Origin of the sequence: Sulfitobacter noctilucicola (genome assembly GCF_000622385.1) — a bacterium.
GTDB lineage: Bacteria > Pseudomonadota > Alphaproteobacteria > Rhodobacterales > Rhodobacteraceae > Sulfitobacter > Sulfitobacter noctilucicola.
The window spans coordinates 3,344,943-3,369,334 of the sequence record NZ_JASD01000008.1; the positions used below are offsets into that span (position 1 = coordinate 3,344,943).

The 24,392-nt window shown below is 56.7% G+C and carries 25 protein-coding genes; 12 read left to right on the forward strand and 13 right to left on the reverse strand.

Translation table 11 applies throughout. The features are described from left to right. Positions 1 to 35: 35 nt before the first annotated feature. The 9 genes from Z946_RS0120090 to pyrH all read right to left on the reverse strand — a co-directional run bounded on the left by Z946_RS0120090 (position 36) and on the right by pyrH (position 8,954). Complete coding sequence (locus Z946_RS0120090) at positions 36 to 560, reverse strand: OmpH/Skp family outer membrane protein (RefSeq protein WP_037970053.1); 525 nt, start codon at positions 558 to 560, stop codon at positions 36 to 38. 43 nt (positions 561 to 603) lie between these two features. Next, the gene (gene bamA / locus Z946_RS0120095; RefSeq protein ID WP_241461358.1) at positions 604 to 2,988 is read right to left on the reverse strand and encodes an outer membrane protein assembly factor BamA; all 2,385 of its coding nucleotides are present in this window, start codon (positions 2,986 to 2,988) and stop codon (positions 604 to 606) included. A 111-nt stretch (positions 2,989 to 3,099) separates the two neighbouring features. Then, entirely contained in the window at positions 3,100 to 3,225 is a 126-nt protein-coding gene (locus Z946_RS21920) for a hypothetical protein (RefSeq protein WP_260168294.1), read from the reverse strand. Between the two features lie 144 nt (positions 3,226 to 3,369). After that, positions 3,370 to 4,716, reverse strand: coding sequence for an RIP metalloprotease RseP (gene rseP, locus Z946_RS0120105; RefSeq protein ID WP_025057506.1), 1,347 nt, complete (start codon positions 4,714 to 4,716; stop codon positions 3,370 to 3,372). A 4-nt stretch (positions 4,717 to 4,720) separates the two neighbouring features. Further along, positions 4,721 to 5,893 carry a 1-deoxy-D-xylulose-5-phosphate reductoisomerase gene (gene dxr / locus Z946_RS0120110; RefSeq protein WP_025057507.1) on the reverse strand — a complete coding sequence of 391 codons (1,173 nt, stop codon included), beginning with the start codon at positions 5,891 to 5,893 and terminating at the stop codon, positions 4,721 to 4,723. Between the two features lie 5 nt (positions 5,894 to 5,898). Then, positions 5,899 to 6,687 (reverse strand): phosphatidate cytidylyltransferase, encoded by a 789-nt coding sequence (locus Z946_RS0120115; RefSeq protein ID WP_025057508.1) that lies wholly within the window; start codon positions 6,685 to 6,687, stop codon positions 5,899 to 5,901. A 9-nt stretch (positions 6,688 to 6,696) separates the two neighbouring features. Next, entirely contained in the window at positions 6,697 to 7,455 is a 759-nt protein-coding gene (gene uppS / locus Z946_RS0120120; protein WP_025057509.1) for a polyprenyl diphosphate synthase, read from the reverse strand. Between the two features lie 85 nt (positions 7,456 to 7,540). Beyond that, positions 7,541 to 8,104, reverse strand: a complete 564-nt coding sequence (gene frr, locus Z946_RS0120125) for a ribosome recycling factor (RefSeq protein WP_025057510.1) — start codon at positions 8,102 to 8,104, stop codon at positions 7,541 to 7,543. A gap of 121 nt (positions 8,105 to 8,225) precedes the next feature. Further along, positions 8,226 to 8,954, reverse strand: a complete 729-nt coding sequence (pyrH, locus tag Z946_RS0120130; protein ID WP_025057511.1) for a UMP kinase — start codon at positions 8,952 to 8,954, stop codon at positions 8,226 to 8,228. Between the two features lie 92 nt (positions 8,955 to 9,046). On the opposite strand from pyrH, the gene miaA reads away from it, so the two are divergent. From miaA to Z946_RS0120160, 5 genes are all read left to right on the forward strand, one after another. Continuing rightward, positions 9,047 to 9,931 (forward strand): tRNA (adenosine(37)-N6)-dimethylallyltransferase MiaA, encoded by an 885-nt coding sequence (miaA, locus tag Z946_RS0120135; RefSeq protein WP_152540603.1) that lies wholly within the window; start codon positions 9,047 to 9,049, stop codon positions 9,929 to 9,931. Between the two features lie 78 nt (positions 9,932 to 10,009). After that, on the forward strand, positions 10,010 to 10,801 hold the full coding sequence (locus Z946_RS0120140) for a helix-turn-helix transcriptional regulator (protein ID WP_037970057.1): 792 nt from the start codon (positions 10,010 to 10,012) through the stop codon (positions 10,799 to 10,801). 316 nt (positions 10,802 to 11,117) lie between these two features. Next, a complete protein-coding gene (locus tag Z946_RS0120150) occupies positions 11,118 to 12,203 on the forward strand; it encodes an ABC transporter permease (protein ID WP_025057515.1) in 1,086 nt (361 codons plus the stop codon). A gap of 14 nt (positions 12,204 to 12,217) precedes the next feature. After that, positions 12,218 to 13,684, forward strand: a complete 1,467-nt coding sequence (locus Z946_RS0120155) for an ABC transporter permease (RefSeq protein WP_025057516.1) — start codon at positions 12,218 to 12,220, stop codon at positions 13,682 to 13,684. Positions 13,685 to 13,776: 92 nt separating this feature from the next. Continuing rightward, positions 13,777 to 15,867, forward strand: a complete 2,091-nt coding sequence (locus Z946_RS0120160; protein WP_025057517.1) for a dipeptide ABC transporter ATP-binding protein — start codon at positions 13,777 to 13,779, stop codon at positions 15,865 to 15,867. A gap of 57 nt (positions 15,868 to 15,924) precedes the next feature. Here Z946_RS0120160 and Z946_RS0120165 read toward each other — a convergent pair whose 3' ends face one another. Both Z946_RS0120165 and Z946_RS0120170 read right to left on the reverse strand, forming a co-directional pair. After that, positions 15,925 to 16,449: a hypothetical protein gene (locus Z946_RS0120165; protein WP_025057518.1), complete on the reverse strand. Its 525-nt coding sequence runs from the start codon at positions 16,447 to 16,449 to the stop codon at positions 15,925 to 15,927. Positions 16,450 to 16,587: 138 nt separating this feature from the next. Continuing rightward, positions 16,588 to 17,202 carry a lytic transglycosylase domain-containing protein gene (locus tag Z946_RS0120170; RefSeq protein WP_025057519.1) on the reverse strand — a complete coding sequence of 205 codons (615 nt, stop codon included), beginning with the start codon at positions 17,200 to 17,202 and terminating at the stop codon, positions 16,588 to 16,590. Positions 17,203 to 17,420: 218 nt separating this feature from the next. On the opposite strand from Z946_RS0120170, the gene Z946_RS0120175 reads away from it, so the two are divergent. From Z946_RS0120175 to Z946_RS20910, 3 genes are read left to right on the forward strand one after another with little or no spacing between them, the layout of a single operon-like run. Next, on the forward strand, positions 17,421 to 17,933 hold the full coding sequence (locus Z946_RS0120175; RefSeq protein ID WP_025057520.1) for a single-stranded DNA-binding protein: 513 nt from the start codon (positions 17,421 to 17,423) through the stop codon (positions 17,931 to 17,933). Beyond that, a complete protein-coding gene (locus Z946_RS21635; RefSeq protein ID WP_160170296.1) occupies positions 17,917 to 18,084 on the forward strand; it encodes a hypothetical protein in 168 nt (55 codons plus the stop codon). Before Z946_RS0120175 ends, Z946_RS21635 begins: the two co-directional genes overlap by 17 nt. A gap of 15 nt (positions 18,085 to 18,099) precedes the next feature. Beyond that, positions 18,100 to 18,360 (forward strand): GNAT family N-acetyltransferase, encoded by a 261-nt coding sequence (locus Z946_RS20910; RefSeq protein WP_052836117.1) that lies wholly within the window; start codon positions 18,100 to 18,102, stop codon positions 18,358 to 18,360. Positions 18,361 to 18,378: 18 nt separating this feature from the next. Here Z946_RS20910 and aroB read toward each other — a convergent pair whose 3' ends face one another. Further along, positions 18,379 to 19,491 (reverse strand): 3-dehydroquinate synthase, encoded by a 1,113-nt coding sequence (aroB, locus tag Z946_RS0120185; RefSeq protein WP_025057521.1) that lies wholly within the window; start codon positions 19,489 to 19,491, stop codon positions 18,379 to 18,381. After that, the gene (locus tag Z946_RS0120190; protein WP_025057522.1) at positions 19,488 to 20,081 is read right to left on the reverse strand and encodes a shikimate kinase; all 594 of its coding nucleotides are present in this window, start codon (positions 20,079 to 20,081) and stop codon (positions 19,488 to 19,490) included. The genes aroB and Z946_RS0120190 overlap by 4 nt, the downstream gene beginning before the upstream one ends. Before the next feature lie 80 nt (positions 20,082 to 20,161). Between Z946_RS0120190 and Z946_RS21710 the strand changes: the two genes are divergently transcribed. The 4 genes from Z946_RS21710 (at position 20,162) to Z946_RS0120210 (ending at position 24,300) form a co-directional block, all read left to right on the forward strand. Further along, positions 20,162 to 20,311 carry a hypothetical protein gene (locus Z946_RS21710; RefSeq protein WP_169736911.1) on the forward strand — a complete coding sequence of 50 codons (150 nt, stop codon included), beginning with the start codon at positions 20,162 to 20,164 and terminating at the stop codon, positions 20,309 to 20,311. Continuing rightward, entirely contained in the window at positions 20,312 to 21,886 is a 1,575-nt protein-coding gene (locus Z946_RS0120200) for a hypothetical protein (protein ID WP_025057523.1), read from the forward strand. Next, positions 21,886 to 22,860, forward strand: a complete 975-nt coding sequence (locus Z946_RS0120205) for a site-specific tyrosine recombinase XerD (protein ID WP_025057524.1) — start codon at positions 21,886 to 21,888, stop codon at positions 22,858 to 22,860. The genes Z946_RS0120200 and Z946_RS0120205 overlap by 1 nt, the downstream gene beginning before the upstream one ends. A 117-nt stretch (positions 22,861 to 22,977) precedes the next feature. After that, positions 22,978 to 24,300 carry an HlyC/CorC family transporter gene (locus Z946_RS0120210; RefSeq protein WP_037969341.1) on the forward strand — a complete coding sequence of 441 codons (1,323 nt, stop codon included), beginning with the start codon at positions 22,978 to 22,980 and terminating at the stop codon, positions 24,298 to 24,300. The last annotated feature ends 92 nt before the right edge of the window (positions 24,301 to 24,392 follow it).

The window sequence follows — 24,392 nt, forward strand, 5'->3', positions numbered from 1 at the left end:
CAAGCGGTGTGCACGGTGCCTGTGCGCGTTTCAGTTTATTCGCCGCTGCCCAACGTTTCATCCAGCAGCGCGATGGCGTCATCGGTGATCTCGATCGCAGAAGCACTGACAAAGACCGAGCGCTGTTCAAGGATCACCGTAGCACCGGCATCGCTCATCAGTCGTTCCATAACGGGTGCCGCTGCGGCCAGAAATACTTCGCGTTCCTTCTCAAGCAGCTCATTCAATGCGCGACCCTTTGCAGCCTGCGCGGTGCGGGTCCGCTGGACTTTTTCGTCAAATTCGTTTGCGAGCGCGCGAAACTCCTCGGGTGCCATCGTCGCGCGCAAATCGGTAAGCCGCTTTTCCTCTGCCTCAAGTTCCGCTTCGATCCTGCGGTTCTCCGTCGCAATCTGCTCGCCTTGCTCTTCGACTTCGGCGGCAACCCGCTGGCCAAAGGCGCTTTCCAGAAACAGCCGCTCTGAATCGATGGTCAGTACCGCACTGACAATGCTGCCACGCTCCAATCCCGATTGGGCGGACGTCTGCTGGGCAATGGTTGCGGACGGCTGTCCCGTCACAAAAAGGGCGGCGTAACAAAGGGTTGCGCAGGCTTTCACCGGATTAGAACTGGGTACGAAGCGTAACCTCAAAGGACTGCTCTTTATCGAACTCTTCGCTCTTCAACGCTTTGGATACGTTGAACTGCAACGGACCAACGGGGGTTTCCCAGAAAAGTGATAAACCGATGACGTGCCGGAATGATCCACCCTCACCCTGAATATCGCCGCCGTTAAAGTTCACGTCGTCCAAATCCCAAAGGTTGCCAACATCGTAGAAGACGCCGCCGGAAATCCCGTATTCCTCTGGCAGACCAAGGGGGAATTCAGCCTCAAACCGGGCCGCCACATACAGGTTACCGCCCAGAGGGTCATCCGCAGTGCCGCTTACATCCCGTGGACCAATGCCGCCAGGCTCAAACCCGCGTATGATGGAAGGGCCGAGCACGAAGCGATCGACAACACGGCTGTTGCCTTCCATCCATGCCAGTGCCCCCCCCTCAAGCGTTGCACGCAGGGTCACTTCCTCATTGAAAATCCGTTTTTCGCCAGTCACACGGCCTACAGATTTGATGAACCGGCTATCGCCACCCAACCCGGCGAAATCCTGGCTGAACTGGAACAAAACGCCAGCAGTCGGGTCGAGACCTGTGCGGCGGGTGTCATAAGTATACTCATAGCCGATGGCGGAGGACCATTGCGGCCCTGCCGCAATATCATCCGCAATTGTCAGCCCATGCTCGATCGGATCGCGCTCAAGTACTTCGATTTCTTCTGCTGTGTACCGCAGCTGTAAACGTCCGTTTTCGCTGACCGGGAACGCCAAAGACGGCTGAAAAATCAACCGGTTGGTATCAAAGGACGCAAAGCTTGAGCTGGTTTCGGCATAATCGATGTTCAGACCAAGCGCCACATCGCGGCCAAGGAAGGACGGCTCAACAAAATTAAGACCATAACGCGTGGCCTCGGAGGCGGTCGAAACCGTCAGGGCAAGCCGCTGGCCGCGCCCGAGGAAGTTCTCTTCGGCAAAGCTGATTGCGACACCGAAACCGTCGCTGCTTGAGAATGAGCCACCAAAGTTGAGCGAGCCGGTAGGTTTTTCTTCAACGTCAACGTCGATGACAACCTGCTCGCCGCTGCTGCCTTCGCGGGCATTCACTTCGGCAGTTTCAAAGTAGTTGAGGGCGCGGATACGCTCTGCCGCCTGACGGATTTCGCGCGGATTGAAGGGGTCGCCTTCAACGCTGTCGAACTGACGGCGCACAACGCGGTCGAGCGTTGTTGTGTTGCCCTCAATGTCGATCCGCTCGACGAAGACACGCTCACCGCGGCTGATGACGTAAGTCACGTCCAGCGTCAGGTCACGTTCGTTGCGGGTCACGCGTGGTTCAACGCGCATAAAGTCGACACCATCACGGATAGCCTGACGTTCAAGACGGGCGATATCCGCTTCTACAATCGTCGGGGAATAGATGGCACCGGGGCGTACTTTGACGATTTTGCGGTATGCTGCTGCATCAACATTCGGCATCTCAGAAACAAGATCGATCGCGCCAAATTTGAACTGCTGACCCTCGGTGATGTTGTAGGATACGAAAAAGCCGTCACGCTCTTGTGTCAGTTCACCGTTCACAGCCGTTGTGCGCATATCGACATACCCGCGCGACAGATAGAAATCACGCAGCAACTGCTTGTCCACATCAACCTGTTCTTCACGAAATGTATCGCGGCGGACCAGACGGCGGAAAAGTCCGGCCTGTTTGGTGCCCAGAACGCGACGCAGACGACGGTCGGAATACTTGCGGTTGCCCACAAAGCTCAGCCGCTCGACTTCGACGTTGTCGCCTTCGAAGATTTCAAACACCAGATCAACACGGTTCTGATTGCGTTTGATGATGCGTGGCTGCACGCGGGCTGCGACACGGCCATCGGCACTATAGGCCTCTGCGATGGCAGCGGCATCAGCCTCGGCCTGTGCCGGATTAAACACGCGCCGCTCTGTTGTCTCGACCAGCGCACCCAAGGCATCATCCTTGATCCGTTGGTTGCCTTCAAACCGGACGCGATTAACCGTTGGCAGCTCAACCACGTTGATAACGAGGGTGCCACCGCGCGGCTCAATCTCTACGGTTTCGAACAAACCGGAGGACTGTAGCGATTGAAACGCGTCATTGAGTTGCCCGCCAGAGACCCGCTGACCACGACTGATTCCGGCCTGACGCAGGATGGCGGCATCGCCGATCCGTTCGTTGCCGTTGATCTGTACGCTGTTGAATTGATACTGCTGCGCATCTACCGGCGCACCAGGCACCAGCCAAGCCACTGATAACAGAACACTAAACGATGCGCTGCGAATTGCGTTACGATAATTTGTCGGCTTTGCCTGCTCAAAAGGCACACCGCCCCGCGTGCTCAGTCCCATGGTTACAACCCACTCTTTAGACTTCATTGAAATCCTGAGTACGGGAGGTAGCATGGATTGTCAAAACCAAGACGGCCAAAAATGCACTACATCAAGCAGTGCATTTCAAATTTTCGTCAATATCGAGGGATCGGGCGCTTAAAGCGTACCGATGAACGCACCGGCCGCAAGCGCCAACGCGATTGTCGCGATATAGAGCGCACGGTCCCAGTTGAGATCCAGAAGCAGGCTCAGGCCGCGATATGAAGTTTGGATGGTTTGCATCGTATTTTCCTCAGGTTTGAAGAAGACTTAACGACAGAATAAGGCACTCGTTTGACAGAATGCGGCGAGAATAAGGCATTTTGCCTTATCTCCAATTTTTCAGGACATCTTATTGGATGTTCCAGGGCGGTTGCCCTACCCCGATCAGGGACAGAACAGGTCGTTTCCTAGTGCGAAAACCATCAGCGACAGAACCAGCGCCAGACCGATGGTCATCAATACGCGCAACGCCTTGTCGCTTGGTGGCTTACCAGTCACCGCTTCATAAGCGTAGAAAGTCAGATGTCCGCCATCGAGCGCCGGTACAGGGAACAAGTTCAGCAGGCCAACGGCGGTACTCAGTACAGCAATAAAGTAGATGAAGGACGTGGCACCCTGGCTCGCCATCGCACCTGACGCCTGCGCAATGCCGACAGGACCGCTCAGATTACATGTGCTGATGTTGCCGACAATCATTTCGCGCAGACCGTTGATAGAGCCGGTGATGATCCGCCATGTGTTCTCTACACCGCCAACCAGCGCCTCACCCACACCCGGCGTGTCAGTCGCTGCCTCAAACGCCATGCCGCCGGAGATACCGATCCGCAAGGCTCGCTTGAACGACCCGTCCGCCTGTGGCTCGTCCACGGATTTGGGGGTCATCTGGAAGTTGAGCGTTTCGCCCTCGCGCCAGACTGTCAGCGCCAAAGGGGCACCTTCCGAACTTTCCACTGCGTCTTTCAGCTGGGAAAATGCGTATACATCTTCTCCCTCGATGCCTGTGATAACGTCACCGGGGCGCAATCCGGCAGAGATTGCCGCAGATTGTGGCACAACTTGCAGCACCAGAGGCGGCAGCAGATACGGTCCTTGAACGGAAATTTCACGCCCCTCGCGGCGCACATCATATGTCAATATCGGCTCCTTGGGGAGCGACTGAACAAAGGTGCTATAGGCTGGATCAGAGTCCGGAATTGCAGTGCCTTCAACAGCGACGATTTCATCACCCGCCATGAGTTCGCCCGCGCCTTGCGGCAATGCCCGTACTTCGCCAACGGTCAACGGGTCACGTGCCACGCCTGTAGAAAAAGCCACAGCAAAAAAGATCAGGATCGACATGGCAAAGTTGAACGCAGGTCCGGCAGCCACGGTCAGCGCGCGCGCCCAAAGCGGGGCACCATGCATGGTGTGACGTGCCGCTTTCGGATCATCAGCCACAGCAGCCATCGCAGCCTCGTCTTTGCCGGATGCAGCGTTGGCATCACCTGCAAATTTGACATAGCCGCCAAAGGGAAGTGCCGCTATTTGCCAGATCGTGCCGCGTTTGTCCGTGCCTGACCACAGCACCGGACCGAAACCCAGCGAAAACACATCAGCCTTGATGCCGCACCAGCGCCCGACGATGTAGTGGCCGTATTCATGGATCGCCACGATTACCGAAAGTGCCACGACAAACGCAACCAAAGTCCAGATCAAACCGCCAAATTGCGGCAACAGCCCAACAATATCCAAAACGCTACCCTGCTCTACTGTGAATGGCCGCTTGTGCAGCCTTACGTGCCAGATGGTCTACTTCCAACACGTTATCAAGGGTCATGGTGGCATCAATGTGTCCGTCTGATGCACTCATATGGGCCATCGCCTGCTCTACAACTTCTGCCATCTGCACAAAATTTATCGTGCCTGCAATGAAGCCATCCAGCGCTGTTTCCTTGGCTGCGTTGAAGACCGCGCCCATCATGCCACCAGCCTCCATCGTTTCACGGGCAAGACGCAACGCGGGCCAGCGTTGCTCATCGGGTGCACGGAAATCAAAGGTGCCGATTGACGCAAGATCAAGCCGTTCCACGGGCAAATGCCTGCGGTCGGGATAATGAAGCGCAAAGCCGATCGCGTGACGCATATCGGGCGGTCCCACATGGGCCATAAGCGCACCGTCGGCGAACCCCACCAAGGCATGGATCAAGGACTGCGGGTGGACGATGACTTCAATCTGTGAGGCAGAAATGTCAAAGAACTCATGTGTTTCAATGACTTCCATTGCTTTGTTGAACATGGAGGCGGAATCGATCGTAATCCGCTGCCCCATGTCCCAATTAGGATGGCTTGACGCCTGATCCAGTGTGGCACCGGCCAGTTCTTCAATTGGCCAATCACGGAACGCGCCGCCGCTGGCAGTAATAATTATCCGTTCGACCGCTGACATCTGCTCGCCGATCAGCGCCTGAAAAATGGCGGAATGCTCGCTGTCTACCGGCAGGATCCGGGTGCCATTTGCGCGGGCAGTCTCAAGCATCAATGACCCCGCGCAAACGAGCGATTCCTTGTTGGCGAGCGCCAGCGTCGATCCCTGCTCCAGCGCGGCCAAACCCGGTGCCAGACCCGCAGCGCCCACAATTGCCGACATAATCCAGTCTGCCGGACGCGTCGCACATTCGGTGATGGCCGTTGCCCCCGCTGCGGCCTCTACACCGCTGCCCTTAAGTGCATCACGCAAGTCAGGCAGCAACGCTTCGTCCGCTGTTACCGCAACATCCGCTTTCAGCTTGATGGCGTCCGATGCCAGCTGAGCGATATTATTTGCGCCGGTAAGGGCCACCACATCATAGTCCTGCGGTGCGCGGGCAATAAGATCAATGGTGTTCTGCCCGATGGAACCCGTTGCCCCAAGGATACTGACCTTGCGCACGCGCCCTAACCCAGACCGGGCGGGAAGCCGATAAAGCGACCAATCACGAGCAAAAACATCGCCGCACCCAGCATGCCGTCAAACCGATCCATCAGCCCACCATGTCCGGGGATCAGGTTCGAGCTGTCTTTGACGCCCATCTTCCGCTTCATCCCGGATTCCGCGATGTCGCCCATCTGCGATGCCATCGAAACCGCGATGGAGACGCCCATAAGCTGCACGCCGGCGCCTGTGTTGATTGAGAATAAGATCCCCACAAACGCTGCACCTATCCAGCCTGCGATGGTGCCCGCCCATGTTTTCTTGGGACTGACAGCAGGCCAGAATTTCGGACCACCGATAATACGTCCCGCAAAATAGCCAACAACATCAGTGGCAACGACAACCAGAACAAGCCACAACATCCAGCCAAAGCCCAGATCATCACGCACCTGCATCATGCCATAGCCTGCCAGCAGGATCATGACGGAAAAGCTCATGTAGACGGTGCGGTTCCGCTCCATCGTCCCGAAACCGATCATCGCCGGAGCCAGTAACAACGGCAAAGCAAGACCTACAGGTAAATATATGGCAAGGAACAGCGTCAGACCCGTCAGGATCCCCAACTGCAACTGAAGATATTTCACACCGGGGCGCAGCATACCGACTAGCTCCCAGACCATCGTGCCACAGATCAATGCAACCAGCAGATGGAAAATATGCCCGCCTAGGGCGATCCCTGCGAGGCCGATCACCACCATCGCGGCGCCTGCACCCATGCGGGCTTTCAGATCAGACCAGTTCTGCGTACTCATCCCAGCTCCTTACTTTTTCACACCGCCAAAGCGACGGTCACGGCCACCGTAGGCCGCACAAAGCGCACCGAATTCCGCACGCGAGAAATCAGGCCAGAGAGTGTCGATAAATTCGTATTCGGCATAAGCCGACTGCCACAGCAGAAAGTTTGAAATGCGTGCTTCACCGCTTGTACGGATTACCAGATCCGGATCGGGCAAAACATAAGTATCTAAGTACTTTGGAAGCGTCTCTTCATCCACCTTGTGGGGGTCAAGAAGCCCAGATGCCACGTCTTGCGCAAGGCGCTGTGTCGCCCGTGCCACTTCATCACGCCCACCGTAGTTCAATGCAATCGTCAGGTTAACGTTGTCATTGTGCTCAGTCGCTTCTTCAAGCTGGTTCATCAGCTTGATTAGCTTGTCGTCCAACTTGTCACGATCCCCGATGAATCGCACCCTTACACCACGATCGCGCAATGAGCGGAGCTCTTTGGCGATGTAGCGACGAAACAGGCTCATCAAACCAGCGATTTCGACCTGCGTGCGTTTCCAGTTCTCTGTCGAGAAGGCAAAGATGGTAAGATATTTGACACCGAAATCGGGACAAGCCTCAACAATCTCGCGCACGCGCTTTGCGCCTGCGTGATGGCCAAAAAGCCTGGGCCGCCCGCGCTGTGTGGCCCAGCGTCCGTTGCCATCCATGATGATGGCAACATGGCGCGGACAGCCTTCAACCCTGTCGGGTGAATGTGGGGCAGCGACGGTAATATTCGCAGGCTGGGTCATGGATGCCGTACTTCCTGATTGCGATCCGGAATTCCGCGCATGGTCAGCGCAACCCCCTCACTTAGATGCCTGTTGAGACGCGGGATCAAACCTGCATGATCTCCGCTTGTTTCACCTCAAGCTGTTCATCCACCATAGAGGTGAATTTGTTGGTCAGGTCCTGCATCTCGGATTCCCAGATCTTCTGATCGTCCTCGGACATGCCGTCGGCCTTGGCCTTTTTGATCTGATCCATGCCATCGCGCCGGATGTTACGGATCGAGACGCGGGCGTTTTCAGCGTAAGTACCCGCAACTTTAGTCAACTGGGTGCGGCGCTCCTCGTTAAGCTCGGGGATCGGCAACATGATGATCGTGCCGTTGAGCTGCGGGTTTATGCCCAGACCGCTTTCACGGATGGCTTTTTCAACCTTGCCAACCAGACCTTTGTCCCAAACGTTGATCGTTACCATACGCGGTTCTGGCACGTTCACGGTGCCGACCTGATTGATCGGCGTCATGGAACCATAGGCATCCACCATCACCGGCTCCAGCATGGAGGCGGACGCGCGACCCGTTCGGAGTGACGCAAATTCGGTTCTGAGTGACGCGATGGCACCATTCATCCGACGCTCAAGGTCGTCGGTATCCAGCATAAAGTCTTCTGACATGGGGAGTTGTCCTGTGGAATTTTGTTCTTAAGCCTGTTTCTTACCTGTTATAGCCTTCTGTGCCTCGCGGCAACTGTTTGACCAGTTTACCGCGCACACGGCGAGGCAATTACACGCTCAATCAGCCTTGGACGCGGGTATATGTCCCCTCGCCCGCAAGAATGCCGCGGAAGCCACCCGGCTCATCCAGCGAGAACACGATGATCGGCAGATTATTATCGCGGGCCAGAGCAATCGCCGAGGCGTCCATTACGCCAAGGCGCTTTTGCAGCACATCATCATAGCTGACCGTGTCATACCGCGTGGCATCGTCATGCTTGGCCGGGTCCTTGTCATAAACACCGTCTACCTTGGTTCCCTTAAAGATTGCTTCACAAGACATCTCGTTTGCACGCAAAGTCGCAGCGGTGTCGGTAGTGAAATACGGGTTTCCTGTTCCGGCCGCAAAGATGCACACACGCTTCTTCTCAAGGTGGCGCACGGCGCGGCGGCGGATATACGGCTCTGCCACCTCATTCATCGTGATCGCGGAAATGACCCGTGTGTGGATGCCAAGGCTTTCGAGCGAAGACTGCATCGCGAGCGCGTTCATCACCGTAGCAAGCATGCCCATATAGTCTGCCGTCGTACGCTCCATCCCCTGCGCAGAGCCTTGAAGACCGCGAAAGATGTTACCGCCGCCGATCACCATACAAATCTCTACGCCCATCTCGTGTACCGATTGAACTTCGCGGGCGATCCGTTCGACCGTTGGCGGATGCAGACCGAAACCCTGGTCTCCCATCAGCGCCTCTCCTGAAATCTTGAGCATGACGCGGTCAAAGGACTTCTGGGAATGATCTGAAGACATGGGGGCACCTTTCCGGAGGGGTGTTTCAATTTCGCGCAAAATGTCGCAAATGACTGGCATGTTCAATGCGCGATAAGGGGGGGCGCATATTAATGCCGATATCTGACGCGACTGCGCGGGCTGCTGACGCTGCCCCCTCTGATCTGCCGGTTCTGATTGCGGGCCCGACAGCATCCGGAAAGTCGGCCTTGGCGCTGGAAATTGCCGCCCGCCAGGGAGGCGTGATTGTGAATGCCGATGCCTCACAGGTCTATGCCTGCTGGCGCGTCATCACGGCGCGTCCCTCTGTCGAAGAAGAAGCACAGGCACCGCACGCGCTTTATGGCCATGTGGCCGCATCAGAGGCGTATTCAACTGGCCATTGGCTGCGCGAGGTTAAGGCGCTGTTGGAAACGGGCATAAGGCCGATCATCGTAGGCGGCACGGGGCTCTATTTCAGTGCGCTGACAAAAGGACTGGCGGATATTCCGACAACGCCAGCGGACATCCGTGATCTGGGTGACCGGCTGGAGAGTGACGAAATGCTCGGCAGCCTCGATGCTGCCACCGTGGCGCGCATCGATACGGCAAACCGTGCCCGCGTCCAGCGGGCATGGGAGGTGCAACAAACCACCGGTCGCGGCCTGGCAGAGTGGCAAGACAACACGCCTGCCCCGCTTATTCAGCCGAAGCACTGTCATAGAATAGTTTTCGATGTCGAGAAAAGTTGGCTCAACCAGCGGATCGCGCAGCGTTTCGGCATCATGATGGCGCAGGGCGCTTTGGCAGAAGTCGAGGCACAACGCAGTGTCTATGATCCCGCTTTGCCTGCGCACCGCGCCATCGGTGTGCCAGAGCTGATGGCCCATCTGGAGGGCCGTTCCACATTGGAAGAAGCAACCGAACGGGCCATCATTGCGACGCGCCAGTTTGCCAAACGGCAGCGGACGTGGATGCGCAGCAAGATGGCTGACTGGCATAAAATCAGCCTACCGTAGGTATCAATTTAGCGATCATATTTCTTTCTGAAGCCTGTTTCGCAAGCCACGAATATACATTATACGACAAATATGTTCATGTCGTCCGCTTCTGGCATTCAGGTCAGATCGCTTGCTCAGTTTTCTCAAGGCCACGATTGGCGCGTACAGCTCGCCCACGACCGAGATGCGCACCTGCTGGTCTGGGTAACGCGTGGTCAGGGGCGCGTCCTGCTTGACGGCATGCGTCGTGGCGTCGGTGCGCATAATGCTTTGTTCATTCCTGCAGGATCGCTTTTCGCGCTGGATCTGGGGCGCCAATGCATCGGTCACGTGGTGCAAATCCCCGATGGCAGCCCGTTTCGCCTGCCGGAAATTCCTCGGCATTTGCGGATACGCGAAGTCCAGACCCAAGGGGCGCTGACCGGCCTGATCGAAGCAACCCTGCGTGAAGAACAAGCGGGCCTTGCCCTGAAAGAGGACGCGCTTGAGGCCCATGCCGCGCTGATGTCGGTGTGGTTGCGCCGCCAGATCATGCAGGATGAGCACGTCCCCGAAAAGCGTAATGCCGCTGCGCGCCTCAGCCAGCGGTACTGCGCGTTACTGCCCGATAGATACCGCAGCGGAGCGCCAATGGCCGACTATGCCAAGACGTTGGATGTAACAGCCACACATCTGACAAGGGCAGTAAAGGCCGCAACCGGCAAGACGGCCGCAGATCTGCTAACCCAGCGGGTGTTGCACGAAGCGCGCAGACTTTTGCTTGAAACCACCGAGCCTGCGCAGGCTATCGCACGCCACCTGGGCTTCGGCTCGGCCGCCTACTTCACCCGCTTTATCCAGCACCATACAGGTGTGACGCCCAGCAAATTGCGTGGTGGCACCCGTTAAAGGGCAGTTCTACCCCACCAAGTTATCTTCAAGAAATGTCGTTTTCAAACCTGATGCGTGTCGCAAAAAGTCATGAATCCGGCGGTAGAAGACATTGACCTTGGCTTTGGGATTGTGCCTGATAGCCCAAGGGACGCAGACCATATCGTGAAGAGTGTCGAGACAGACACCACCGAATGCTGCGAAACAGGGGGACCGGATACGTATACCTTTGATCCCATCGGGCAGCCTTTGGCGCGCGCGGAAGCTAATGATGGCCTTTGGCCGATATAACCGGCGGGGATAAACCCTGCCCAGCCACCAACAGGGGCACTACATGGGAATATTCATCTTGCGCAGACTGGGCGTGATGTTGCTGACGGCATTGTGCCTGACGTTCATCGTGTTCTGGCTGACCAACCTTTATCCAAACCTTGAAAAGCTCGCCAAAACCCAAGGCAACTTCCGGATGTCGGATGAAGCTGTTTCATCCTATCTTGGCGATCGCGGCTATCTTCAACCCCTGCCCGTCAAATTCGGTCAGTGGTTGGGCGTTCTGCCCGGCTGGGAAACCGTGAAAGAAGACGGTACGTCCTTTGGCCGCTGCTATCCCGAAGGCACACCGGAAGGCGAACGCCCTACCCGTTGTGGTGTTCTTCAGGGCGATTGGGGCTTTTCAACGGTCTTTAAGGATGATGTCGGGCCCACAGTTGCGACGCGGTTGGCGCTGACGGGAAAGCTGATGCTGTGCGTGCTGTTGCTGATGGTGCCTTCTGCGCTGTTGGTCGGCGTGCTTGCGGGGATGCGCGAAGGATCGAAGCTGGACAGGTCGCTGTCGACGTTTTCAATCGCGACGACAGCAACACCTGAATATGTTTCCGGCGTCATTTTCATCGCCTTGCTGGCCTCTTCCAAATTCGGATTATCGCCGCTTTTGGCGGATTGGGGTTGGATAGACAGTAAAACGCTGTTTCGCGGATCTGCCACATCTGCGATGGCGGATGCAAACTTCTGGAATTTCTTCCTGCCGGTGTTGACGATTTCGCTTTATGGCATGGGATATATCGCGCGGATGACGCGGGCCTCTATGGCCGAGGTTATGACCGCGCAATATATTCGCACGGCGCGCCTTAAGGGTGTGAAGTTCTCTGATATCGTGCTCAAACACGCATTGCGCAACGCGCTGATTGCGCCTTTCACAGTCATCATGCTGCAAATTCCGTGGCTGTTGAACGGTGTTGTGATTGTCGAGACGCTTTTTAACTACAAGGGCTTCGGATGGCTTCTGGTACAGGCCGCAGGCAACAATGACATCGAGCTGCTGTTGGCAGTTTCGGTGGTTTCAGTCGCCGTGGTTCTGGTGACGCAGCTGATTTCCGATATTGGCTACGTTTATCTCAACCCGCGCATTCGCATCGCTTAAGGGAGGGCATCGACATGGAACCTTTGACATGGACGGGCTCGCTTTCCGGGCTGAATATTATCTTTCTCGTCGTACTGGGGTTGTTGGCGCTCAGCATCGTGCTGTCGTTGCTGGCGTCACTGGTGCCGGTATCAGGCAGTCGCGCTGTCAGCTCTGACGGCACGCTTGCTGCTGATCAGGGGGCTACCGGTTTTATCAGTATGATTACAGGCTATCTGTTCTATGCCCTGATCGCGCTGGTGCTGGTTTACCTGGTGGGTGGCATCCTGATGGGCACGGGCGCAGGTATCTTTGGCGGTATGGCCCGTCAGTTCCTGCCCGTCTGGATCAGCCTGATCGTCATTTTCGCCGCCTCCATTACCTACAAGCGCAAGCTGGGCCTTTACGGTAAGCTGTTCGACAGCACCGTTGGCATGATCGGCTTTGCCATCGTGTTGTTCTGGGTGCTCACCGGTGTCTTTGGCGGTGTCTTCGATATGCTGGTGACGCATGACAGCCTAAGTCAGGTGTCCGGCATGAAGAACAAGCTGCCCGGCACGCCGCTGCGCGGCGCGGATGAAGGCGATTACCAATGGTTCTTGCTGGGGGGTGACAACCTTGCACGCGATGTGTTCAGCCGGCTGATAAAAGGCTCTTGGGTGGTGGTGCAGATCGCACCACTGGCGACGCTCTTTGCCTTTATGGTCGGGATCACACTGGGTCTGCCTGCAGGCTACTACGGCGGGCGGCTGGATACGGTGCTGTCATTTCTGGCGAACCTCATCCTCGCCTTTCCGGTCATCCTGCTGTTTTACCTGCTGGTCACACCGGAGATCGTGCTGACAGGCATTCCGAATTACATGGCGTTGTTCCTTTTTGTCTTTCCGTTGATCTTTGTCGCGATCCTGCTGAATTCGAGGTTCTACACCCAACCATCGCTGCGAACGCCGCTATTGATCGTAGTGCTTGGTATTCTTGGATGGCTTTATCTCTCGCTGGTAAGCACCAATGGCGCAATCGTCGAAACGGACACTTACCGTTTGCCCGGCCTGCCCGCTTTCCTGGACGGGTTCGATATTGATGCCGGTGTTCTTGTGGTCTTTGTATCGGTGGTCTTTGTGAACTCGCCTACGGTCTTTCGTATCGTCCGGGGCTTGGCGCTCGACATCAAGACGCGCGACTACGTGGCCGCGGCCCAAACGCGTGGCGAAGGGCCTTGGTATATCATGTTGTGGGAAATTCTGCCCAATGCGCGTGGCCCGCTGATCGTCGATTTCTGTTTGCGGATTGGCTACACCACGATCCTTCTTGGAACCCTGGGCTTTTTTGGCCTCGGGCTGGAATCGGAAAGTCCTGATTGGGGGTCAACGATCAACGCGGGACGGCGCCTGTTGTCGCTTTATCCACATGCGGCGATCGCCCCTGCTCTGGCTTTGCTGAGTTTGGTCCTTGGGTTGAACTTGCTGGCAGATGGCCTTCGCGAGGAATCACTGCGGGATTGATGTTGTGTTGTTCGGGGCTTTGCCCCGGACCCCGGAATTTAAGGGCCGAGTGAAGAGACACTCTTTGCAGGTGGCCCGAGGAGAAGAAACCAATGGTTAAAGAAGCATATGACGGGCCGATTTTAGAGATCGACAAGCTGTCGATTTCATTTTTCACACGGTTACGCGAAATTCCTGCGGTGATGGATTTCTCGGCCTCCGTCATGCCCGGCGAAGCGCTGGGACTGGTTGGAGAAAGCGGATGCGGGAAATCCACTGTGGCGCTGGGCGTGATGCAGGATCTGGGCAAGAACGGGCGCATCGTTGGCGGATCGATCAAGTTCAAGGGGCGTGATCTGGGCGAGATGTCCGATGAAGAGCTGCGCGACATTCGTGGGTCCGAGATTGCGATGATCTATCAAGAGCCGATGGCATCGCTGAACCCTGCGATGAAGATCGGTAAGCAGTTGATGGAAGTCCCAATGATCCATGCGGGCATGTCTGAAAAAGACGCCTATGACCGCGCTTTGATGGTGGTCACGGATGTAAAGCTGCCCGACCCGAAACGGATTTTGAATTCCTTTCCGCATCAACTGTCCGGCGGCCAACAGCAGCGCATCGTGATCGCCATGGCGCTCATGTCGGAGCCGTCTTTGCTTATTCTCGATGAACCAACTACTGCGCTGGACGTGACGGTTGAAGCGGCGGTTGTGGAACTGGTCAAGGATTTGGGAAAGAAGTATGGCACTTCGATGCTCTTCATTAGCCACAACCTTGGTTTGGTGTTGGAGACCTGTGACCGGATTTGTGTGATGTATTCAGGCGAAGCGGTTGAGCGCGGTAGCATCGAAGATGTGTTTGACGAAATGCAGCACCCCTACACCCAGGCGCTTTTCCGTTCGATCCCGCTGCCCGGTGCTGACAAAAACGCGCGGCCGCTTGTTGCGATCCCCGGCAACTTTCCCTTGCCCCATGAACGGCCACCGGGATGTAACTTCGGGCCGCGCTGCGATTACTTTCAGGCGGGCCGCTGTGATCAGGGTGTGATTCCGATGGCTGTCATTGATGGAAACGACCGCCACCACACCCGCTGCCTGCGCTATGATGAGATCGACTGGAATGCCCCGATGGAGTTGGCGGATGTCAAAACAAAGGGCGAGGTCGGTGACGTTGTCCTCAAGATGGACAAGCTCAAGAAATATTATCAAGTGGCGGCAAATGCCATGTTTGGCGGGGGCAGCACCAAAGTGGTGAAAGCCAACGAAGAGCTGACGTTCGAGGCGCGCGAGAGCGAAACGCTGGCAATTGTGGGAGAATCCGGTTGCGGTAAATCCACCTTTGCCAAGGTCCTGATGGGGCTTGAGACCGCGACCGAAGGCCAAATTCTGCTGGATAATCAGGAAATCGGGAATGTCCCGATCGAGCAGCGTACAACCAAAAACGTGGCTGACGTTCAGATGGTTTTCCAAAACCCCTTTGACACGTTGAACCCGTCGATGACGGTGGGACGCCAGATCATTCGTGCGCTCGAAATCTTCAAGATTGGCAAAAACGAGGCCGAACGGAAAAAGCGGATGCTGGAGCTGTTGGACCTTGTAAAGCTCCCGCGAGAATTCGCCAATCGTATGCCAAGACAATTGTCCGGGGGTCAGAAACAGCGTGTTGGCATTGCGCGTGCCTTTGCCGGTGATGCGCGGATCGTAGTGGCGGATGAACCTGTATCGGCGCTTGATGTGTCGGTGCAAGCTGCTGTCACCGATCTGCTGATGGAGATCCAGCGCGAGCAAAAGACGACCCTGCTGTTTATCAGCCACGACCTGTCCATCGTCCGCTATCTCAGTGACCGTGTGATGGTTATGTATCTGGGCCACGTGGTTGAGCTGGGAAGTACGGATCAGGTGTTCAGCCCCCCCTATCATCCCTATACCGAAGCACTTTTGTCGGCGGTTCCGATCGCCGACACTTCGGTGAAGAAAAAGCACATCGTTCTGGAGGGCGACATTCCGTCTGCCATGAACCCGCCTCCTGGTTGCCCTTTCCAGACGCGGTGTCGCTGGAAGTCCGAAGTGCCGGGCGGACTGTGTGAAAAGGAAGTGCCACCAATTCGTATGGTAGCCGACGGGCATCAGCTGAAATGCCATCTTAGCGACGAAAAACTCAACGAGATGGAGCCAGTCATCGAAGTAGGTGTCGCGGCGGAGTGAACAAAAAAAAAGCGCGACACCGTCAGGTGCCGCGCTTTTTGCCGAATGGGATTAAGCTTAGTTAGAGCCTTTGAGGCCTTCGTCATTGATCGAACCGTAGTTTTTGGCCACGTCTGCAGCAAATGCGTCGATCATTGCATTGTAGAAGTCGTCCACAGAGGGCGCGATGCCCACGTACCCATCTGGTACGGATGTCAGATCAGTCACCGCGACGATGTTGATCGGGAAGGATTTACCGCCGATACCGGTCACTGTGTCGATGGCTACTACACCTTCCATCTGGTTAAACTCTGTTGAATCCGGCAGAATGGTGTCCCCATCCAGCGCCAGTTTGCGGATATCAACGCGGATCACCGGATCGTTGGGGCTGTCGCTCATCGGGATCAGTTTTGCGATTGCAACTTCGACGTCCTGCGTGATGCCGGGGAACATTTCCATCGCGTTGGTATCTTCTGCGGCGTTGTAGGATGCGTCGACGCTGATGTCAGACGCCGGGTCCATCTCTGCAGCGTATGCTGTACCTGTGAGAGCGATAAGGCTTACCGATGCGGCAAGTGTGAAGTTCTTGAACATATTAGACATTTTGTTCCGTCCTTGTCATTTCTGCCGAACAGATCTTCCGTTCGGCTTGGCTGACAGGGTAACGTGCCGGCGGTCCGTAATGTTCCACGGCTTTTCCAAATCTTTCTCGGGCAAAGCCAAATTTGCCGTCAGATCAGGCTAGTTTCCGCCGATGATCCGTACGTAGTTTCGCGTTTCTTTATAAGGTGGCACGCCGCCGTGCTTTTTAACGGCACCGGGACCCGCGTTATACGCGGCCAACGCAAGCTTCCATGTCCCGAAAGTGCGGTACTGCTGTTTAAGATAACGCGCACCCCCTTCGAGGTTCTGTTGGGGGTCTGTCGGGTCGACCCGCAAAAGCTTGGCCGTGGCAGGCATCAACTGCGCAAGGCCGATGGCCCCGGCATGGCTGATCGCTTTGTGGTTCCAGTTGCTTTCCTGCTGCACCAGCCGCAAGAACAAATCGACCGGCACACCATGACGGGTCGCCGCTTTCTTTGCCAATGTCAAAAACTGGCCTTTGTATTTGCCGCGATATTTCGGCGACTGCCAGTTTGCTTGCGTATCCCACTTTGTGGGCGTGACCACCTTGGGTGGTTGCAGGCGGATCGAGCCTGAGTACTGCTTGGATGCACGTGAATCCAGCAGCTTGGATTGCGACTTGAACAAAGATGTCCGGCTTTTTGACGAAAGGGTGTCTGCCTGGGCAGATGCGACCGGGCAAATTGCAATACTGACCGCGACTATGGCCGCTGCTGCACGTGTTCCAAACATACTAATCGATGCCTCTGCCGTTTAATTGCGCGTGGTATACCATATATTGTGGGCCGGACCAGCCTTTGATTATGGCCGGCGGAATAAGGGAAATACAGGGAAACGCTTCGTTAAGCATGGTCCGGCCATGGTTGGGGCGATATAACGACCCAACGCGACGGGCCGACCGGATTCGGAAGGCTGCCGTTGCAAGGTTTAAAGACACTGACGGGGGAAATATGGCTGGCTCAGTAAACAAGGTGATCCTAATCGGCAATCTCGGCCGCGACCCTGAGGTCCGGTCGTTCCAGAACGGTGGCAAGGTCTGCAATCTGCGGATTGCGACGTCCGAAAACTGGAAAGACAAGAACACCGGAGAGCGACGCGAAAAGACTGAATGGCATTCGGTCGCGATCTTCAACGAGGGGCTTGTGCGGATCGCCGAACAGTACCTCAAAAAAGGGTCCAAGGTTTATATCGAAGGCCAGTTGCAGACGCGCAAATGGCAAGACCAGTCCGGTCAGGACCGCTATTCCACCGAAGTCGTGCTGCAAGGTTTCAACGGCACACTGACCATGCTCGACGGGCGTGATGGTGGCGGTTCCGGTGGTGGCGGCGGCTATGGTGGTGGCGGCGGCGGTGACTACGGCGGCGGATATGACAGCGGCCAGGGTGGCGGCTATGACAGCGGGCCAAGCGGTCCTTCGGGCGGTGGTTCCTCACGCGATCTGGATGATGAAATCCCGTTCTGATGCAGATGTGCGTGTGCTGGTCCCTTCGGACGCAGTGCAGGCAATCGAGCTGTACAACGAACTCACTGTCGGCCCGCCAGCGCGCGGGCCGGATGCATTTGAGACAGTGATTTCCCATCAGGGCACGCAGGTGTTCGGCTCCTTCGAGTAAAACACCCTCGCCGCGATGGTGACGCTGCATCTGTTACCAAATGTGGTTTGGGACGCACGCCCTTATGGCTTGATCGAAAACGTAGTGACCCGCGCCAGCCTGCAGAGGCGGGGCCACGGCCGACGTGCGATGCAGGCCGCATTGGATGCAGCGTGGCGGGCAAATGCCTACAAGGTCATGCTGATGACCGGTCAGGCGCGCGACGCCACAGGGTTTTATGAAAGCCTCGGATTCTCAGCGAAAGACAAATTCGCGATGGTCATTCGCAAGGCGTGAAGCATTCAGACGATCGGTTTACCTGTCGTGCAGCGCATCGCGGAGGACGTCCAGAACCAAGGGCTGAGGCACCTCACCGGTCACAAACGCATCGCCGATGCCCCGTGCAAGGATAAAGCGCAGCTCCCCTGCGACCACCTTCTTGTCCTGTCCCATAAGCGTCAGCAGCGCCTCTGCATCAGGCAGGTCCCCGTCAATATCGCGCAGATCGGTTTTCATGCCCATCGCCTTGAGGTGTGCACGTACGCGGCTGGGGTCTTCCTGCGCGCACAGACCCATGCGTGCGGACAGCTCGAACGCAAGCGCACACCCGACTGCAACACCTTCGCCGTGCAAAAGCCTGTCGCCGTATCCAGTGGCGGTTTCAAGCGCGTGTCCGAAGGTATGGCCGAGGTTCAGCAAAGCGCGGTCGCCCTGCTCTGTCTCGTCGCGCATCACAATGTCTGCTTTCATCTGAACGGAGCGGCGCACGGCCTCGATCCGCGCGGCCATGTCTCCCGCAGCCAAAGCAGGTCCCTGCTCTTCCAGCCATTCAAAGAAGTGCGCATCCCCCAGCAAACCGTATTTGACCACCTCGCCATATCCAGCCAGAAAATCACGCGGTGTCAACGTGCCCAAAAGTGCGGTATCCGCCAACACCAGCATGGGCTGATGAAACGCCCCGATCAGGTTTTTGCCTTGTCGGGCGTTTATGCCGGTCTTGCCGCCGACAGAGCTGTCCACCTGTGCCAGCAAAGACGTCGGGATCTGCACAAAACGAACACCGCGGCGCAGTACGGCGGCGGCAAATCCAACCAGATCCCCGATGACACCGCCGCCAAATGCCACGACGATATCGCCCCGCTCAACCTGCGCATCCAATAACCAGTCCACGCAGCGCTCAAGCTGCGGCCAGCTCTTGGTCCCTTCGCCCGCAGGCAGGCTCATTGCGTCACTGTCGATACCGGAGGTCCGCAGGCCCGACTGCAGCGCCTCAAGGTGCAAGACGCCAACAGTCTCGTCGGTGATGATCGCAACCTTGGGACGCTTGAGAAAGGGTGCGATGTGCGCGCCTGCATCTGCAAGAAGTCCCGCGCCGATGCGCACCTCGTATTCCCGACCGGGCAGGTTGACGGCGACGGTCTCAATCATTGGTATTGCTCCAGTACATCAGGGCGTTGCAACAGAGCCTCAATCACCCTGTCTGCCATGGCATCAATGCTTAGGGACGGATCGCTTGGCACCGAAAGGTCAGCCTGCTGATAAAGCGGTGTGCGCGTGTCATAAAGCGCGGCAAGTGTCGCCTTGGGATCGCTTGTGCGCAACAATGGTCGGGTATTTTTATGCTTCACGCGGTTCCACAACAGTTCAAGATCCGCGTTCAACCAGACGGATACGCCACGTTGGGAGATCAGCTCGCGGTTTTGCTTTGCCAGAAACGCACCGCCGCCCGTCGACAGGATACCGCGCTCGCTGTCCAGCAAACGGGCGATGACTTCTGTCTCGCGCTTTCGGAAAAACGCCTCGCCATCACGGTCAAAGATTTCCGGTACGCTGAGATTTGCGGCGACTTCGATTTCGTGGTCGCTGTCAAGAAACGGCACCCGCAGTTTCGCGGCCAAAGCGCGGCCCACAGCCGTCTTGCCAGCCCCCATCATGCCAACCATGACGACCGTTTTCCTGAGCCTGTAAGACGGGGCTGACCCACCGTCATCGGCCATGCTTTGCTCAAATTCACTCATTTTTATCTGAATGACGTGATCTTGCCGAAAAGGCCATATATAGATTGCATAACAAAACACGAAATTGGCAGGCAAGCTTCATGGGCAGACTTCTTAAAGCACTGATTTTCCTCTTGGTTGTGGGGTTTGTCGGGCTTGTGGGCTATGCCTACGTCGGACCGTTTTTTGGTGCCGAATTTGCTCCCGCCCAAGTTGAAATGCGACAACCTGTAACGCTGGAGACAGATTGAATGGTGCAGAAGGCAGCTCGACTGGGGGCTGTTGCCGTCACCGCACTGCTCATCGGTGCCCCTGCCGTAGCCGAGCCGCAAGGTCCTTTGTCGGCAATTGACTGGCTTGGCACGCAGCTGCCACCAACACCTGCAGCACTGCCCCCACGCCCCGCCAAACCCGCGCCTGCGCCGAACGAACCGCCGGTTTCGAAGAATGCGTTGGCGCCGCAGGTCAATGTACAACCGCTTGCGACAAGCGGTCCAAGGGCGATCGGCCTTGTTCCGGCACAGATTACCGGACTGCCCGCAGACCTTTGGACAGGCAGCGATGTCAACAAACTGACCGATCTCATCGCGACGCTTCCAGATCTAAATCTTCCTGCCGCGCAGTCCCTGCTCTATACTCTCTTGCTGGCCGAAGCCCGCGCGCCCGGTGATGTGGCGGCCGCGGGTGACCAGCTCGTGCTTGCACGGGTGGAAAAGCTGGTCCAGCGCGGCGCGCTTGATCCCGCCTTGTCACTGATCGAACAGGCGGGTGTACGTAGTTCACCGGCTCACTTTGATCTGTGGATGGACATCAGCCTGCTGACCGGCACCGAAGACCGCGCCTGCGGCGTGCTGAGCGAAATGCCACATATTACCCAAGATTACGCAGTACGGATATTCTGCGCTGCAAGGGCCGGTGAATGGGAAGATGCCGCACTGACGCTTGGTTCAGCCAAGGCGCTTGGCCTCGTTCCCGATGAACAGCTTGATCTGCTTGCCCGCTTTATTGACCCGGACGCGGCCGAGGGGCTGCCACCATTATCCGTTCCACGCAAGATGGACCCGTTGAGCTTTCGTCTTTTTGAAGCCATTGGCGAGCCGATCCCGACCACGAATCTGCCCCGCCCCTACGCGGTTGCCGATTTGCGCGATCTGGCCGGCTGGAAAGCACAGATTGAAGCGGCCGAGCGTTTGACACGCGCAGGTGCCCTCCCCGACAACCGCTTGCTTGGTCTCTATTCCGAACGCAAGGCTGCAGCCTCGGGCGGCGTCTGGGACCGGGTGGCAGCATGGCAGCGGTTTGAGACTGCGCTGGAGGCGCAAAGCACCGAAGCCGTGTCCAAAACCATTCTTCCGGTTTGGCGCGAGATGACATCAGCGGGTATTGAGGTCAGTTTTGCCACGCTGTTTGCCGATTCACTAAGTGAATTCAAGCTGACCGGACGCGCGGCGGATACGGCGGCAACAGTCGCATTGCTGTCGCCTTCGTACGAACGTGTCGGGTCTGGCAGGTCCGATCTTGCAGGATTTATCGCCCGTGGGGCTGTTCCGTTGTCCGAAGGTGAAACGTTGGAACGCCCCGAGGACCTTTATGAGGGTGCCGTTTTCGATGCGTTTACCACGGCGCAACCCCGCGCCGATCTGGTAGCGATGGTGGCTCAGGGTCGTCTAGGAGAGAGCATTCTGCAGGTCTTGACCCTCATGCACAAAGGGACCGCAGGCAATGCCCGCGCACTGACCGACGCCCTTGGCACATTACGCGCACTGGGTCTGGAAGACACCGCCCGTCGCGCGGCATTACAGGTGCTGCTGTTGGAGCGCGGATAATGCAGACTGCCACGTTTCACTGGATTTCAAGCTTTCTTGAAGCACAGGCTGCAGAGCTTGGCGCTGCGACCAATACGCAGCTGGCCTATGGACGGGATCTCAAGGACTTCGACAGTTATCTGGCCCGCAAGAACAGCGATTTCAGCAGTGCCGGACGCGATCTAGTCGAAAACTATCTGGTCTATTGCGATGCGCAGGGTCTGGCAAAGTCAACACGCGCGCGGCGTCTTTCCGCGATCAAACAGCTTTATCGCTTTGCCTTCGAAGAAGGTCTGCGTACGGACAATCCCGCTATTCAGATATCCGGTCCCGGTCAGGACAAGCGTCTGCCCAAAATCCTGAACGAGGATGAGGTGGACAGATTGCTGAGTGCGGCCGAGGCATCGGGGCGTAACCTGACGGACCAGCTGCGCAATACCTGTCTTATGCAATTGCTTTATGCAACGGGCATGCGGGTTACAGAACTCGTGAGCCTGCCGATATCCTCAACGCGTGGAGATCCGAGGTTGCTGTTAATCACCGGCAAAGGCGGCAAGGAGCGGATGGTGCCTTTGTCACCGCCTGCCCGCGACGCGCTGGCCGCGTGGCTGGAACAGCGCGACAAGATGGATGAAGACGACAGATTGAAGAAAAAACCGGTTTCGCGGTTCCTGTTCCCTTCGCGGGGCAAGACAGGCTATCTGACCCGTCATCGCTTTTACCTTTTGATTAAGGAGTTTGCCGTTGCGGCAGGTGTTGATCCGGCCAAGGTCACGCCGCATACATTGCGCCACGCTTTCGCCACCCACCTGCTTGCCAACGGTGCCGATCTGCGCGCCATCCAGACGATGCTGGGCCATGCCGACGTGGCAACCACTGAAATCTATACTCATGTGCTCGAAGAGCGCTTGTCGGAACTGGTGCTTGAGCGTCATCCGCTTGCCGAAACCAAGAAGCGAGCGGAGAAGACCAAGTCCTCATCAGATGAAAATTAATCTCAGGCAGTCGTGCTTTCGCCGCTTGGGGGGCGTCTATCTGAACCGTTCCCCTTGAACGAAGGCCTGCGCCCCCCCATAACCGATTGATACATATTCAAATGGACACGTTCATCAATGGAACCTTCTACCGCGCTGCCCACTGCTGCGCTTCTTGACAGCGCATTTTGGTTCAGCGCTGCAATCATTCTCTTCCTCCTGATCCTATCTGGCTTCTTCTCGGGCTCTGAAACGGCGTTGACTGCCGCCTCTCGGGGGAAATTGCGCACGCAGGCTGACAAAGGCTCCAAGGGGGCCGCACGTGCCTTGCGCATTACAGAAGACAATGAGCGGCTGATTGGTTCGGTTCTGCTTGGCAACAACCTTGTAAACATTTTGGCGACATCGCTGGCGACTACGGTGTTGCTCCGGCTGTTCGGCGAGAACGGTGTCGCTTTGGCCACTTTGTTCATGACTCTTCTGGTGCTGGTCTTTGCTGAGGTCCTGCCCAAGACATATGCCATCACAAATGCGGAGCGTGCAGCATCACTTGTGTCATTGCCAATTTCCGTTGTGGTGCGCGTGTTTTCACCCATAGTGAGTGCGGTGCGCATTCTGGTTCGCGGTATCCTGCGTCTGCTGGGTGTCGCAGTTGACCCCGACAGTAATATTCTGGCCGTCCGTGAAGAAATCGCTGGTGCCCTGCATCTGGGCCATTCCGAAGGCGTGGTGGAAAAAGAAGACCGCGACCGCATCCTTGGTGCTCTTGATCTGCGCGAACGTGTGGTCGAAGAGATCATGTTGCACCGTTCCGGTATCGAAATGATCGATGCGGACAGTGATCCCTCCGACATTCTGGACCAGTGTCTGCAATCCAATCACACGCGCTTGCCGGTTTTTCGGGACGACCCTGAAAACATCATCGGTGTAATCCACGCGAAAGACCTGCTGCGTGCCATGTACAAGTTGATTGGCGGGCCCGAAGGCGATGCAGGTGCCCTGAAGAAATTCGACGTTGCGACTGTCGCTATGAAGCCCTACTTCGTGCCGGAAACCTCAACTCTTGATGAGCAGATGCGCCAGTTTTTGCGCAGGCGAACTCACTTTGCGCTGGTGGTGGATGAATACGGATCGTTGCAGGGCCTTATCACGCTTGAAGATATCCTTGAGGAGATCGTGGGCGAGATTACAGACGAATTCGATCCGGATGCGGACCACCCGCTGTCCCCCGGCGATGACGGCCAGTACTATGTCGACGGTGCCATGACGATCCGCGACCTTAACCGTGCGACAGACTGGTCCCTGCCTGATGATGAGGCCAATACACTTGCCGGCCTGGTCATTCACGAAGCACAGATGATTCCGACACCCGGTCAGGTCTTTAGCTTCCACGGCTTCCGATTTGAGGTGACCTCCCGTGATGGCAACCGCATAACCCAGCTTAAAATCAGACCTCTTTAAGAGACATAGACGCCTGAACACGTAGCTTTTAGGGCTTCGTTAATCGCGCTCGGGCATATCCCGATCAAAGCCGACACCCTTTGGCGGCTGTC

Excerpts from the sequence above, each read along its gene's own strand:
- miaA (WP_152540603.1), top strand. The coding sequence starts at position 9,047 with ATGCCGATATCTGACGCGACTGCGCGGGCTGCTGACGCTGCCCCCTCT.
- Z946_RS0120155 (WP_025057516.1), top strand. The coding sequence starts at position 12,218 with ATGGAACCTTTGACATGGACGGGCTCGCTTTCCGGGCTGAATATTATC.
- Z946_RS0120150 (WP_025057515.1), top strand. The coding sequence starts at position 11,118 with ATGGGAATATTCATCTTGCGCAGACTGGGCGTGATGTTGCTGACGGCA.
- Z946_RS0120140 (WP_037970057.1), top strand. The coding sequence starts at position 10,010 with ATGTCGTCCGCTTCTGGCATTCAGGTCAGATCGCTTGCTCAGTTTTCT.
- Z946_RS0120190 (WP_025057522.1), bottom strand. The coding sequence starts at position 20,081 with ATGAGTGAATTTGAGCAAAGCATGGCCGATGACGGTGGGTCAGCCCCG.
- Z946_RS0120165 (WP_025057518.1), bottom strand. The coding sequence starts at position 16,449 with ATGTCTAATATGTTCAAGAACTTCACACTTGCCGCATCGGTAAGCCTT.
- Z946_RS0120160 (WP_025057517.1), top strand. The coding sequence starts at position 13,777 with ATGGTTAAAGAAGCATATGACGGGCCGATTTTAGAGATCGACAAGCTG.
- aroB (WP_025057521.1), bottom strand. The coding sequence starts at position 19,491 with ATGATTGAGACCGTCGCCGTCAACCTGCCCGGTCGGGAATACGAGGTG.
- Z946_RS21710 (WP_169736911.1), top strand. The coding sequence starts at position 20,162 with ATGGGCAGACTTCTTAAAGCACTGATTTTCCTCTTGGTTGTGGGGTTT.
- Z946_RS21920 (WP_260168294.1), bottom strand. The coding sequence starts at position 3,225 with ATGCAAACCATCCAAACTTCATATCGCGGCCTGAGCCTGCTTCTGGAT.
- Z946_RS0120205 (WP_025057524.1), top strand. The coding sequence starts at position 21,886 with ATGCAGACTGCCACGTTTCACTGGATTTCAAGCTTTCTTGAAGCACAG.
- Z946_RS0120115 (WP_025057508.1), bottom strand. The coding sequence starts at position 6,687 with ATGAGTACGCAGAACTGGTCTGATCTGAAAGCCCGCATGGGTGCAGGC.
- frr (WP_025057510.1), bottom strand. The coding sequence starts at position 8,104 with ATGTCAGAAGACTTTATGCTGGATACCGACGACCTTGAGCGTCGGATG.
- Z946_RS0120200 (WP_025057523.1), top strand. The coding sequence starts at position 20,312 with ATGGTGCAGAAGGCAGCTCGACTGGGGGCTGTTGCCGTCACCGCACTG.
- Z946_RS20910 (WP_052836117.1), top strand. The coding sequence starts at position 18,100 with ATGGTGACGCTGCATCTGTTACCAAATGTGGTTTGGGACGCACGCCCT.
- uppS (WP_025057509.1), bottom strand. The coding sequence starts at position 7,455 with ATGACCCAGCCTGCGAATATTACCGTCGCTGCCCCACATTCACCCGAC.
- Z946_RS0120170 (WP_025057519.1), bottom strand. The coding sequence starts at position 17,202 with ATGTTTGGAACACGTGCAGCAGCGGCCATAGTCGCGGTCAGTATTGCA.
- Z946_RS0120210 (WP_037969341.1), top strand. The coding sequence starts at position 22,978 with ATGGAACCTTCTACCGCGCTGCCCACTGCTGCGCTTCTTGACAGCGCA.
- pyrH (WP_025057511.1), bottom strand. The coding sequence starts at position 8,954 with ATGTCTTCAGATCATTCCCAGAAGTCCTTTGACCGCGTCATGCTCAAG.
- Z946_RS0120175 (WP_025057520.1), top strand. The coding sequence starts at position 17,421 with ATGGCTGGCTCAGTAAACAAGGTGATCCTAATCGGCAATCTCGGCCGC.
- Z946_RS21635 (WP_160170296.1), top strand. The coding sequence starts at position 17,917 with ATGAAATCCCGTTCTGATGCAGATGTGCGTGTGCTGGTCCCTTCGGAC.
- bamA (WP_241461358.1), bottom strand. The coding sequence starts at position 2,988 with ATGAAGTCTAAAGAGTGGGTTGTAACCATGGGACTGAGCACGCGGGGC.